Source organism: Xanthomonas sp. CFBP 8151 (assembly GCF_011761885.1).
In the GTDB taxonomy this organism is placed as follows: domain Bacteria; phylum Pseudomonadota; class Gammaproteobacteria; order Xanthomonadales; family Xanthomonadaceae; genus Xanthomonas; species Xanthomonas arboricola_B.
Window position 1 is genome coordinate 732,634 of sequence record NZ_JAASQZ010000001.1, and the last position, 11,633, is coordinate 744,266.

General features: G+C 58.9%; 7 protein-coding genes and 2 pseudogenes. 6 read left to right on the forward strand and 3 right to left on the reverse strand.

Features of this window, described 5'->3' with window-relative positions:
• The first annotated feature begins 236 nt into the window (after positions 1-236).
• Positions 237-704, forward strand: a complete 468-nt coding sequence (mntR, locus tag FHT08_RS03155; protein ID WP_166774277.1) for a manganese-binding transcriptional regulator MntR — start codon at positions 237-239, stop codon at positions 702-704.
• 528 nt (positions 705-1,232) lie between these two features.
• Positions 1,233-1,430: pseudogene (locus tag FHT08_RS03160) on the forward strand (integrase); the annotation flags it as partial.
• A 475-nt stretch (positions 1,431-1,905) separates the two neighbouring features.
• Here the strand turns inward: FHT08_RS03160 and FHT08_RS03165 are convergent.
• Positions 1,906-3,411, reverse strand: a complete 1,506-nt coding sequence (locus FHT08_RS03165; RefSeq protein WP_166774278.1) for a DASS family sodium-coupled anion symporter — start codon at positions 3,409-3,411, stop codon at positions 1,906-1,908.
• Positions 3,412-3,480: 69 nt separating this feature from the next.
• Positions 3,481-4,023 (reverse strand): ATP synthase F1 subunit epsilon, encoded by a 543-nt coding sequence (gene atpC, locus FHT08_RS03170; RefSeq protein WP_243848931.1) that lies wholly within the window; start codon positions 4,021-4,023, stop codon positions 3,481-3,483.
• A 705-nt stretch (positions 4,024-4,728) separates the two neighbouring features.
• On the opposite strand from atpC, the pseudogene FHT08_RS03175 reads away from it, so the two are divergent.
• The 4 genes and pseudogenes from FHT08_RS03175 to FHT08_RS03190 all read left to right on the forward strand — a co-directional run.
• Positions 4,729-4,935: pseudogene (locus tag FHT08_RS03175) on the forward strand (hypothetical protein); the annotation flags it as partial.
• A 46-nt stretch (positions 4,936-4,981) separates the two neighbouring features.
• Complete coding sequence (locus FHT08_RS03180; RefSeq protein ID WP_104604932.1) at positions 4,982-5,242, forward strand: hypothetical protein; 261 nt, start codon at positions 4,982-4,984, stop codon at positions 5,240-5,242.
• Positions 5,243-5,489: 247 nt separating this feature from the next.
• Positions 5,490-7,280, forward strand: coding sequence for a YbhB/YbcL family Raf kinase inhibitor-like protein (locus FHT08_RS03185; RefSeq protein WP_166774279.1), 1,791 nt, complete (start codon positions 5,490-5,492; stop codon positions 7,278-7,280).
• 683 nt (positions 7,281-7,963) lie between these two features.
• A complete protein-coding gene (locus tag FHT08_RS03190; RefSeq protein ID WP_166774280.1) occupies positions 7,964-8,482 on the forward strand; it encodes a hypothetical protein in 519 nt (172 codons plus the stop codon).
• Between the two features lie 71 nt (positions 8,483-8,553).
• On the opposite strand, the gene FHT08_RS03195 is transcribed toward FHT08_RS03190, so the two are convergent.
• Entirely contained in the window at positions 8,554-11,619 is a 3,066-nt protein-coding gene (locus FHT08_RS03195; protein ID WP_208408825.1) for a PAS domain-containing hybrid sensor histidine kinase/response regulator, read from the reverse strand.
• Between the last annotated feature and the right edge of the window lie 14 nt (positions 11,620-11,633).

The following is an 11,633-nucleotide window of genomic DNA, read 5'->3' on the forward strand; positions in this document are numbered from 1 at the left end:
CAAATGGCGCGGATCGCGGAGTGCAGAAATGGACATCAGGGGTACGACCAAGGACAGGACGGAAGGAGGGTTGTCCAGCGCGGCGAAGGCTGCTGAAACGGTCGCGGAAATATAGCAAGTGCTATCATAGGTAGCAATTACTTCAAGAACGAGAACGCCCTATCATTTCTCCCCGGGGTCTAAAATAGCCGACAATAGCCGGATCCGGCCCCGTGGCCGCCACTGGCTTCGTATCAATGCCTCGCAAGTCCGCCCCGACTGTCGACGCTGCCGACGCTTCCGGGCTGCTTGACGCCAGCGTGCAGGTCGAGAGCTTCCGGCAAGTTCGCGAGGCGCACCGGCTGGAACTCATCGAGGACTATGTCGAGCTGATCTCGGATTTGATCGCGCACGAGGGCGAGGCCCGGCAGGTGGACATCGCCGAGCGCCTGGGCGTGGCCCAACCGACGGTGGCCAAGATGCTCAAGCGGCTGGTGCGCGAGGGTTTTGCGGTGCAGCGCCGCTACCGCGGCGTGTTCCTGACCGAGGCCGGAGAGGCACTGGCGGCCGCTAGTCGCGAACGGCACCGGACGGTCGAGGAGTTCCTGCTCGCCCTCGGTGTGCCTGCAGACATCGCCCGCCGTGACTCGGAGGGCATTGAGCACCACGTCAGTCCTGAGACGTTGGAGATCTTTGCCAGATTCACGCAGGAGCGTGACAGCTAAACTGTCCGGCAGACTCGGAGCGACCAACCGAGAGAACAGCGAGTTCTGCTGACCATGTAAAGAGGTCGCTCTTTGGCTGCGTAGCCAATTGAAGATCAGGCAGATGCACAACAGTTGCAGGAGAGCGACGGCCATCTGGTGGGGTATGGGCCGAGATTGCCGGCTTGTTGCGGCAGCGGCAGGAGCTGGACTCAAGCCCGTAAAGGTTCGGCTTGAGCGACAGCGCTGGCTATCTGTTGGCTTGCGTTGGAACAAGCGCATTGCCCGTTCTCAGGCAGGTGACTAAACTAAGTCCACCGACAAGTCCAAGTACCGTGTGGGTTGTTTGGAAAATCGTTTAGAATCATCGCGTTAGAGGTTTGATTCGATTCCCATCGCCCGCTCCAGAGCTTCTACTCAGTCCGTAACTGCTTGATTGAGTTGGATGTTTCGGCCGATTGATGATTCCGAGCGATGCCCTCCGAGGTATCAATCGAGGTATCAATCTTGCCCAAGCCGCTGATGATGTCGCGCCCGGCCGGCCTGGTGGTGAAACTTCCGAAACGAGTGCCCGAGTATCCGCATCGCTGGTTTGGCCCGATCCTGGGCCTCTATCCGGGCGCTCGCATCAATCCAATCGCCCAGCTCCGACTGGAGGACATCGAGACCATCAGTGGGGTGCCTGGCTTCTTCGTACGCCAGGGTGCAAAGGGTCAAAACGTCAATCACCAAAACGGCCGGCGCTTCACTGCGTCGGCCCCGGCGGGGTGATCTTCCCTCTGGTTCTTGGACTGCGTAGAAGAGGCAAGCTCGGGTAGAACCGCTCTCGCCAGACTTGTCGGTCTCGCTTTCCACTTATAGTCGCGGAAAATTGAAGGGCTCTCGGCAGTAACCAGGTGGCGGACAGATGATGGTCGGATTAATGACCAAGGCCCTGATTCTCCTGCAGGACACAAACCAGTGATGTGTCCTGCTGTTTGGCCACTTGACAACTCTGACAGTTAGTTCAACGCCGTTGACGCGCAGAGGTTTCGCCGCAAGGACAACGTTCTGGCCCTAAGCCAATGGCGGAACGACATCGATATACGTGCTTTGTTGGATTCCCGGAAAATGTTGAGTGGCCTGTCTGGCCGCATCTCGTGCGGAATGCGAAGGTGTTACTCCACTATGGCAAATACTCCGTTGTGAGGCGCAGCGCCACGCGCCGTGTCCGTGGGCCTATTTACCAGAAGCCAAGGATTTTCCACCACATGCTTCCGACGAGCCCGAAGATGAGGAGCTCAAGCAAGCACATGACGAGTCCGATCTTCCACCAAGTGCCCAAGCTGACGTAGCCGCTGCCGAAGACGATGGGCGAGGTGCCGGTGGCGTAGTGAGTCAGTGTCATCATGATCGCCGAAGACGCAGTCATCATGAGCATGAAGGGAATGACGTAGTCCGGGGGGATGAGCAGTGCCCCCACGCCTAAGAACGCAAGCAGCATCGCACTGATGTGGGCGGTCGTGCTTGCGAACAGGTAGTGGGAAAAGACAAAGGATAAGACGAGCACGCCGGCAATCGCTTTCCATCCCATTCCACTCGCGATGATGGCGCCCTTCATTGCCTCGGTAAACCAGCCAACCACGCCCAGCTTGTTGAGCTGCTCGGCCATCATCACCAGTGCGCCAAACCACACCAGCGTATCCCAGGCACTTTTTTCGGAAAGCACATCGTCCCAGTCCAAGGTGCCGGTGATGATCAGCGCAAACAAGCCGACGAATGCGACAACGGTGGGATCCAAGGTCCACCAGGCACCGAAAATCATCGCGGGCACGTTGGCCCAAAGGACCAACAGCAAGCCAAAGGTCCCGATCATCACTTTTTCTTTCGCCGTCAGCGCGCCCATCTGCCTTAATTGGCCCTTGGCGAAATCGACTGCGTTGGGAGTGACTTTCAGTTCCGGAGGAGAGAGCAGATAAATGGCCAGAGGCATGATGATCAAACAGGCCAACCCGGGTAGAAACATGCAGAGTGCCCAAGTCGTCCAGGACAGGTGCAGCTGTTGGTTGGTCGCTTTGGCGACATAGTCGACCACCAGCGGGTTGGGTGCTGTGGCGGTGAGGAACATTGCCGATGTGATGGGATTGGCATGGTAATTCACCAACGCCAAGTAGGTTCCGACCTTGCCCTGCGTGCCTTTCGCCGGGTCAGAATCGAACGAGTTGGCAATCGACCTCATGATCGGGTGAACAATGCCCCCGCCACGCGCGGTATTGCTGGGTGTAAAGGGGGCGAGCAAGAGTTCGCAAATCGTCAGGCCGTATCCGATGCCCAGGGTCCGCTTGCCCAGCAACGCAATGAACAACATTCCGATGCGGTTTCCCAAGCCCGTCTTCTTCAGACCACGCGAAATCAAGATCGCAACCACGATCAGCCAGATGAGTGGACTCGAGAAACTAGAAAGCGCGTCAGTGATCGCACCCTTCGAGTTGGTTGAGGTGACTTGGGACAGTGCGACGATGACAAGGGCCATCATCGCCATAACCCCAATGGGCATTACCTTGAGGATGATTGCGATGATCGTGGTCAGGAAAATGGCGACCAACCCCCACGCCTTGGGCGTCAGTCCTTCAGGACATGGAAGCAATAGCAATGCGATAAGCACCGCCGTTGTCACCAAGGCCTGAGGAAGCTTGAACGGAACCGCTTGATTGAAATACGTAAATGCTGCTTTGAAGCGACTTGGCATGACCGGCCCTCTTTTGACTGTCCAACAAGCGGAGAACGCTTGAAGCGATATGCGCAGTGGTTCCAGTCATCAAGGCTTGGCGCGTGGGCTTGCCCCGAAGCGATGCATAAGCTCGGTACGCGTTTGAGCATAAGCGTCATCCGTGAAAGATGTCGCCATGGGAGAGTTCGCAGCATTTCTGGCGACTTCGGCCCTCGCCTTGTCCTGGTCTTCGCTTCTCAGCGCCAAGTCAGCCAGAACGGTGACGTGAGTCGGTTGGACCTCGACGAAGCCCCCTGATACATACAGCTGGAAAGGCGGCTCGCTCGTTTCCGGATAGATGAGGATCATGCCCTCGCGCAGCGTGCTCAGCATTGGCGTATGTTTTGCCATCACGCCAAATCGACCCTGTTCCCCAGGAAGACTGACCTCCCGAACGTTCCCCTCCCACTGGGCTCCCGTCAGACTCACTACGGTCAGCGCGAACGTCTGCTGTGCGTTGGTGATGAAGTCGGGTCTGGGGTGAGCTGAGGTGCGCGAGTGCATGTCGTACTCGTCAGAGGCCTTAACCGAAGAGGCTTCGCCGCTCTGGGCAGCACCTGCAACGAGTGATAGGTTTCCACCAAGCTTCATTTCAAAACTCCTTGAACGGTCTGGCACTGTTGTTTCACAACAGCCTTTCTTTCTTGCTGCGGCACGACTGGGCACTGCAGGGAACGCCCAACGATGTCCATCTCATGTTCTATGGTGCAGTGCACCATACACTTCTGCCTTGATCTCGATCAACTCAGCTTGGAAGATGGAATGTGCGGGAAACCAGGTGAGCTTGCTTGCAAGAGAGAACGTGAGCGATGCGGGTCTAGTTATATGAGTTACGTAATACTTGCCATTCGAAGAACTGACATCCAACCGCAGCGCGTTTTGGAGATCGGGTCCTGGGCATAAGAAGATCGGCTTAGCTCTGGCTGGAACGCGCTCGCGACACAACAAAAAATTGATTGAACTCAAAGCAGCTTTGAGTCTGAGTCGTTAGGCTGCACTCCACGCCTTTGCTGCTGAGGAGGATCTGCTCCAATACGACTACGGCAGCCATTTCTCGGCGCACGGCGGCAGATCTGTCGCCACGCGCGTCGCCAGCACAGACCCATAGCCATTGCAGACGACGTGTTTTCTATCAAGACACCGGCTGCGCGGTTCGCGGTAATGGCAGGTCGCGCTACTGCAGATCACCCAACCAATCAGAAAACGCGGCACAACACGCGTGTGGAAAGCACCTCTCCCAGCAACAGGGAGTAACCAAGCATGGTGTATGCAGCGACGAATGTTTATGCCGATGCAATGGTCATGTCATTTGCTGCCCCGGTGACCGTGCGGGGATCGCTCGTCGGCAGTCGTTTGGATCTGCAAGAGTCGCTCAGCTTCGCAGAGCAGGGCAAGGTGGCCGCGACGGTCCAAACCGACCGGCTTGAGAACATCAACGATGTGTTTACCCGCATGCACCAAGGCACCATCGAAGGTCGCGTGGTTTTGAGCTTCGCGGATTGAGCAGGCCTGTGGTAATTGGCGGCGCGCACGCCGGGGACGTGGGGGGATGCAACGTGTTGCGAAGATCAACAGGCTTCGTTTCAGTTGCATCCTGCCCCTTCTGCGCCAGGTCTTGATGCTCATGACCGTCCCGGCACGTTCGTACCGCAGCCGATCAGGGCACTACTCAGACAGCGGGAGCATCGTGGCCAAGGTCCGGCGCGGTGCGGGTCTGTCGACCTCAGAGGGCATCGACATCGGGCTGACCCGCACGCTGTCGGCCGAACGGGGAGCGCTCGATCTCATCAAGGACCATCTGACTCGGTAGGACCACGGAATCCCTTGCGCAGGACGTTGCACATCCAACGCCAACCGTGGCCATTGTGACCTGCACTGGGTGGGCTCGCGTCGATTGGGGCGAGTGTCTAATTTCACATGGGCGGACATAGCCGTGGCCAAAGGGAAGTGGGGGTTTCCTTGCTGTTCCCGTCACGCAGCTCGTGCAAGAAGGGCCTATCGGCTGCCAATCCATTAGGCAGTCATCGAACGCTTCATTCACGCATCGGGAGAGCCACATGCGCCGTATCTTGTCCGTAACACTGCTCGGCTTGTTGGTAGGTCATGCACACGCGCAGCAGGGCGATGGCACTGACGTGCAGGCGCAAGTCCACACGTTCAAGCCCGACAAGGTCGACGCTACGTCCAAGCAGATCGCTGGCCTGAAGATCCCTGCCGGCTTCCAAATTAAGGCGTTTGCAACCGGACTCAAGAATGCGCGCATCATCGCGGTCGCTCCGGGCGGCAACATCTACGTTTCCCGTCGCGATCAGGGCGATATCTTGCTTCTGAAAGATGCCAACGACGACGGCAGGCTGGACGCACCTCCCAAGGTAGTCGCCAGTAGATCGGGCGCGCATGGACTGGCTATTCGCGATGGCCAGCTTTACCTGGTCACGGTCAAGGAGTTGTTCGTTGCTCCGATTCTGAAAGACGGAACCTTGGGGCCGCTGACGCTGCTGGTGGGCGATCTGCCGGATGGCGGGCAGCACCCGAACCGGACGATGGCATTCGGCCCTGACGGCATGCTGTATTTGAGCATCGGCTCGACCTGCAATGCTTGCAACGAAACCAATCCCGAGCACGCGACGATGCTGCGGGTGTCGCCCGACGGGAAGTCCCGCACCATTTTTGCGAGCGGCCTGCGCAACACCATCGGCTTCGATTGGGACCCAGCGACCGGCGAGTTGTGGGGCATGGACCAAGGCATTGACTTCCTGGGAGACGAGGTCCAGCCTGAGGAACTCAACCACCTCAGCAAGGGCAAGCAATACGGCTGGCCCCATATCTGGGGCAGGGACGGGGTCAACCCGCAGAGCACGCCGCAGGGCGAGATGACGAAACAGCAGTGGGCGGCCATCAGCGAACCGATGGTGATGGGCTATACGGCTCACGCTGCGGCCATGCAGTTCCACTTCTACCATGGCAGTTCCTTCCCGTCCGATTACAGGGGCGACGCGTTTATCACCTTCCGTGGATCGTGGAACCGGAAGCCGGCATCCGGGTACGAGGTGGTCCGAGTGAAGTTCGAGAACGGCAAGCCCGTTGCTTTCGAACCATTCGTTACCGGCTTCCTGACCGAGGGCGGCACGAAACATTTTGCTCGGCCGGTAGGTCTTGCTGAAACGGCCGGTGGTGCTCTGTTGGTCTCTGACGACGCCAATGGCATCATCTACCGTATCTCCGCGACGGGCGCACCAGCTCGCGCTGGTGCAGCAGCGGGGCAGTCCATCGAGGCGCCGTCGGCATCGATGCAGGCGCAGGTCAACCAGGGCAATGGAGTGCCACTTGCCCTTACTCGTGCCGAAACCGACAGCAAGGGGACACTGGCCGTTACGGTACCCGCATTCGCCAATGGCGCTAGGATGGACAAGCGTTTTAGCGACTATGCGGATGGCGTCTCGCCCGCACTGTCTTGGAAAGCGGTCGCCAACGCCAAGTCTTACGTCGTCATCGTGGAAGACCCTGATGCCAAGCCCATCACGCCGTTCGTCCATTGGGTTGCTTGGAACATTCCCGCCAACGTCACCAGGTTGCCGGAAGGCCTGCAGGAGCAAATGCGCCTGACCGAGCCTGAGGGTGTGCTTCAGGGAACAACGAGCCGCGGTTCGGTTGGCTACTACGGACCCCACCCGCCGGTGGGCGATCCACCGCACCACTATCACTTCCAGGTCTTCGCGCTCGACACGATGTTGGACGTCAAGCCCGGCGCGACACGAGACCAGATACTTGCCGCTGCGGCGGGCCATGTGCTGGCAAAAGGCGAAACGGTAGGCACTTATGCGCAAGCCGTTGCTCCGCTGAAATAATCGTTGGCCAGAAGCCTGTTGCGTTACGGGCAGAATTTGCTCGGATCGAGCAGGCACCGAGCGAACTGTACTCGTTGGTAGCGCGACAGTTCCACGCTGGGGCTGTTGTATCGGCACGGTTTCGATCCGCCTGTTTCCGGTCGCGCGCATGCCCGTGCAGTTAGTACTTGCGCAACACCGGACATGCTCTCTACCTGACGTGCTCTCTGGGATCTGTGCGAGGCCTGAGGCGCGACGGCGGCAGGCAATACGGCGAGTCAGTCGTTGATACGACAGCGCCGTTCAAGCAGTACATGGCGTGTATTGGCACAACGCAGCCTTGGCCGGGTTGGTAAGCATGACTGCCGTGGCCAGTCGAACGACGACCACACGACGACTACAGGGGACAACACGCAGGCCGAGTTGCTGCGTCGCCCCCAGCCGACAACCACGTGCGCGAAGGGCGGAAAGCTTGAGCTGGGCATTCGATTGGATGGACGCGCCCGTCGACGGGCCGGGCATAGCATCTGCAGCACTGAGGCGAGAGCGGTGGCCATTTGTCACCCCGGCACCTGTCCTCGCCATTAAATATTAACGATTTATGCGGCTTCTGGCTCTTGAGCTCGTTGCCTGCTAAATACCTGCAGGGGGATCTGTCTACTCAAGAACATCATCCATCTATCGGACGATGCAGCGGAGGATTCTTGATCAAAGTCCTGCAAATCCTAGAGAAAACACAGCAGCCCACCCTGGTGGAGCGACATCGCCATGTGGATGTGGTTACGGGAGATGGGCTGCTGACACGCGCGTTTCGAGCAAAGTTCGGACGCAAGAAAATTCGACGGACACCTTTTATCTATGACCAAGCGTTTGAGGATTTGAATCCCGATGACCGTGCGCTATGGGATAACAAGAGATACTTCATCAAAGTGTTCGGATTTGCCTCTCTGTTTCCCTCGTCAGGTAAATCCTCCATGGGGCAATGGCATACCTCGATCGACAAGCCAAGATTCTGTCCGGTCATTGTCTCCAGTAGGATGATAGGCGGAGTGTCGACATTCGAGTTTTCGTTATTGACGGCGCTGTCAAAGTCGGAGCCTCTCGTTCGGCCGCTTTGCATTTACGGGGATCCGCGGGATTGGCTGACTGTGTCGGCAGACGAGGCCTTTGCGCGGTTATTCAAATGGCAAGTAGGTGATCCGGATCTGGTCTTTCCTGCATAAGCCAGTCGGTACGAATGATAAAAGCGACCGTCGGCGGCTCAGCAATGACAAAGTGCGCATTCGGATTCGTGTCAGGACGGTAACGCTGCACTTTCGTTTCCGATCATTTCTCGGATGCGCATCTCCAACTCAGCGATATTGAAGGGCTTGGTCAGCACTTGCATCCCCTCGTCCAAGTGCCCGGCGCCCACGGCTGCGTTGGCGGCATAGCCAGTGACGAATAGAACCTTCAACGCCGGCCTAACGACACGTCCAGCATCGGCAACCTGCCGGCCGTTGAGCCCACCCGGAAGTCCCACATCGGTAATGAGCAGATCGATCCGCTCCTCTGATTGCAGTAGTTTGACTCCAGCCGGGCCGTTCGGGGCCTCCAATACGCGATAACCGGCATCGCTAAGAACGTCGGCGACGAGTTGCCGGATTGCGATTTCATCCTCGACGACCAATATCGTCTCGCCTGGTAGCGCCTTGCCGGCGTCAGCATTACCCGCCTCCTGCTCGGTAGCTGCTACGTCTCCCAGGTATCGCGGCAGGTAGAGGCACATTGTCGTGCCCTTGCCCACTTCGGAGTAGATGCACACCTGGCCGCCGGATTGCCTCACGAAACCGTAGATCATCGACAGTCCAAGCCCTGTGCCCTGACCGATGGGCTTGGTGGTGAAGAACGGATCGAAGACACGCGCAATCACTTCTGGCGGCATGCCGATGCCGGTGTCGGTAACGCAAATTGAGACGTATTCGCCCTCCGGTAGATCCTGGTCGGCTGCGGCGCGTGCATCAAGCCGCTCGTTGCTGGTCTCGATCGTTAGCAGCCCACCATCGGGCATGGCGTCGCGTGCGTTGATGCCCAGATTAAGAAGCGCATTCTCCAACTGCGGAGCATCTACGAGCACTGGCCACAAGCCTGGGATCGAGACGACCTTGACCTCGAACTCAGGTCCGAGCGTATGGTCGATCATCTCCTCCATGCTCGCGATCAGTCTGTCGACATCGGTCGGGATTGGGGCCAGGGTCTGCCGGCGCGAGAAGGCGAGAAGCCGTTGGGTCAATGCCGCGGCCCGGTTGGCGCCAGTTTGCGCCATTGCGATATAGCGGTCGAGCTTGCCGTATTCGCCCTTGGCAACCTTCGCCGCGAGCATCTCCAGACCGCCGGTGACGGCCGTCAGAAGATTGTTGAAATCATGCGCCAGGCCTCCGGTCAACTGGCCCACCGCCTCCATCTTCTGCGATTGCCGCAGCGACTCCTCGGCTTGCATCAGTTCGGCAGTACGTGTGGCTATTCGGGTTTCAAGCGTATTGCTGAGGGTGCGCAGCTCAGCCGTGGCCCGGTCACGCTCCGCTTCAAGGCTCACGCGTTCATCGACATCGATGATGAAGCCGGGAAAGTTGGTGGATTTGCCGGCGGCATCGAATTCGACACGGCCGTTCGCTTCGATCCAGTAGTAGTTGCCGTCCGCACGCCTGACCCGATACTGCCGCGCGTAAGCGCCGCCGCGCTCTATCGTCTGGGCGATCGCTGCGTTCAGCCCAGGTCTGTCTTCGGGGTGCACGTGAACGAGCACTTCGTCGATCGGCAACCCCGTCTGCGCTGAACTGAGGTCGTGACCGAACGCAAACGCGAACCCCTCGTCAAACGTGAAAAAGTCATCCTCAAAGTTCCAGTTCCAAGTGCCAATGATGGCACCAGCAGCGAGTGCGGCCTGCACGTGCTTGTTGGTCTGCTGACTTTCCTTGAGAATGATCGCTTGTTCGACCTCTAGCGTGACGTCACGCGCCGAACCGTAGACTTTTCCTTCATCCGGGACGGCGACCCAGGCGAGCCACCGCCAACCGCCGTCTTTGTGACGATAGCGATTTCGAAAGTGCAGCACAGGCAATCGACGTTCGCTGGCATCCGCCCAGGCCTTTTGCGTGTTGACCAGATCCTGCGGGTGCACGAACCTGAGAAAGTCCGATTGGGTCAGTTCCTTCTCAGACCAGCCAAGCGTGGCTGTCCAGGCCGGGTTTACCGATTCGAAGCATCCATTGCCGCCGATGACGACCAGAAGGTCAGGGCTGACCTGCCAGGTCCGCCCGCGTGCAAATGAGCGCTCCAGCACCTTGCGTTCCAGGTCTGCATTGAGCTCGCGCAGCGCAGCGATGGCGTGTTCTCGCTCTGCTTCGACAGCACGCCGCTCCTCGACGTCAATCAAAACGCCAGGAAAGCGCAGCGGGGTGCCGTCCGGACCATGCTCGACGTGGCCGTTGGCCTCCAGCCAATGATATCGGCCATTGCGGCGACGGACACGGTACTGGTGAGCGTAACGCCCCCCTTTGCTGATTGCATGGTTGATGGCCACTGCCAGGCCGGCCTGATCGTCCGGGTGAACCGTGGCGACGATCTGGGCGAGCGGAATGCCCTCCCGGCCGAGGGCCGGATCAAGCCCGAAAGCAGTGGCAAAAGCCTCGTCCACGGTGAATTGGTCAGTGGACAAGTTCCAGAACCACGTGCCGATGATCGCTCCGGCCGCAAGTGTCAGTTGCACGCGCTCAGCGTCGGTTTTTGCGACAGCAACCTGCGAACGCAGCCGATCCTCGCTCAAGGCCAACGCGGCCTGTTCCTGGTCGAGGCGACGCTGAAGCAGGACCCGGCTACTTGTTTCGGGGGTAATGTTGAGGACCGCAGCGATGCTGCCATCCTCATCGCGCAAAGGAGACAATGAGTAGTTGAACCAGGCGGTTTCCGTTCCGCCGCCTTCCAACCGTGCCATGACGAAGGGTGCATCCTCGTGGTAGACCGGTTCCCCTCTCGCCCGCACGCCATCGAACTGAGGTTGAAGCTCCTCCCAGATTTCTGCCCAAACCACGGCCCCCAGAAGACCAAGCGCTGCAGGGTGCTTCGCCGCCAGAATCCTGCGATAGGCATCGTTGTAGATCAGCGCGTAATGTGGGCCCGACCACAAGCAGATTGGAAATGGTGAGTCGAACATCGTCCGCACCATCGTGCGGATCGCCGGCGACCAGTCGGTCGTCGGTCCCAAAGGACCCTGCGACCAGTCCAGTTCACGTGCGACTGCGCGCACCTCGCCAGGACCTGCGAACAGGGCCGCAGCATCCAGAGAAGCGTGGCTACCAGTTGGATTATCTTCGCTCGCCACGCTTACCTGCACCC

Excerpts from the sequence above, each read along its gene's own strand:
- mntR (WP_166774277.1), top strand. The coding sequence starts at position 237 with ATGCCTCGCAAGTCCGCCCCGACTGTCGACGCTGCCGACGCTTCCGGG.
- FHT08_RS03165 (WP_166774278.1), bottom strand. The coding sequence starts at position 3,411 with ATGCCAAGTCGCTTCAAAGCAGCATTTACGTATTTCAATCAAGCGGTT.
- atpC (WP_243848931.1), bottom strand. The coding sequence starts at position 4,023 with ATGAAGCTTGGTGGAAACCTATCACTCGTTGCAGGTGCTGCCCAGAGC.
- FHT08_RS03180 (WP_104604932.1), top strand. The coding sequence starts at position 4,982 with ATGCAACGTGTTGCGAAGATCAACAGGCTTCGTTTCAGTTGCATCCTG.
- FHT08_RS03185 (WP_166774279.1), top strand. The coding sequence starts at position 5,490 with ATGCGCCGTATCTTGTCCGTAACACTGCTCGGCTTGTTGGTAGGTCAT.